Raw genomic sequence first — 1,068 nt, 5'->3', positions numbered from 1 at the left:
GGCTGGCGCGGTGACGGGCAGGGCTGGGCGACGATGGGGTGCGCTGATGCGGGCCTGACGAAAGAACGTTTCGCCGTTGGCTAGCCACGTCTCGATGGCCGGCCACGCGCGTGCTCGGCGCTCCTGCTCCGGCACTGAAGGGCGCTGTGCGCCCACCGGTACTGCTCGCCCGAGGCGATCGCGACGATCCCGGACTCCCGGCTGTGCGACAGGACGATCTGCGCCTCAGCCACGGACCAGGTTTTCGCCACCGCGCAGGACGGCGCGCAGGCTGCGGCCGTACGCCCAGGCGTGCTCCCGGGCAGCTGCCTCCAGCCGGTCGTATCCGACCTGGGCCGTCATCTGCCCGTCCCACTTGCGGTACCTGTACACCGGTACTGGCAGCAGGATGCCGGGGGCGAGAGCGGTGACACCGAGGGCCGCGCAGTAGTCCTCGCCCTGGACGAGGCCGCCCATCGGAGCGGCGCGCACGAGGTCGGTGCGGGCGAGGATCGTGGTCGGCCCGATGGGGATGGTGTCCGCAGGCGACTTCCAGTACGTCCACACATCACCGGCCTCATGCCGGCCAGGCGGCGTGGGGCAGCGCCACAGGGTGGTCGAGCCGTCGGGGTGCTGGTCCTCGCTCCAGCCGGCGCACCAGCCGACTCTCGTCGACTCCAGGGTGTTCAGCCGTACGGCCATCGCATCGTCGGGGAACAGGTCATCGTCGTCGGCCCAGTTGGTGTACCGGGTGCGTACGTGAGCGAGGGCCAGGTTCCTGGCGCAGGCGGCGCCGACCGGACGGGGCAGCGCCAGCGTGCGAACGCGCGGGTCCTGGGCGAGCGGGGCCGGCAGACGGTCGGGCGAAGCACCGTCGAGCGCGATCACGGCCTCCCACGGCACGGACTGCCGGGTGAGGCTGGCGTGCATGGCGATCAGGTAGTCCAGCCTGTCTTCGCGCAGGCGGCTTGCGATGACGACGGTGATCAGGGGCGTGGTGTACGGGGGCAGAGAAGGCTCCGGGAAGACGAGGGGGAACTAGCGTCGGGCGGCGGGGCGCGGGGCGCCGGCCTTCGCCGGGGCTGCGGC

Annotated in this window: 1 protein-coding gene; it reads right to left on the bottom strand. The window is 72.2% G+C overall.

Going from position 1 to position 1,068, the window contains the following annotated elements:
• Positions 1-225 precede the first annotated feature (225 nt).
• A complete protein-coding gene (locus C1J00_RS43545; RefSeq protein ID WP_102914245.1) occupies positions 226-969 on the bottom strand; it encodes a glycosyltransferase family 2 protein in 744 nt (247 codons plus the stop codon).
• Positions 970-1,068: the final 99 nt, after the last annotated feature.

The sequence above is a fragment of the Streptomyces cahuitamycinicus genome (assembly GCF_002891435.1).
In the GTDB taxonomy this organism is placed as follows: Bacteria; Actinomycetota; Actinomycetes; order Streptomycetales; family Streptomycetaceae; genus Streptomyces; species Streptomyces cahuitamycinicus.
The sequence above is the reverse complement of the archived record's forward strand: the minus strand, read 5'-3'. Positions and strand labels throughout refer to the sequence as shown.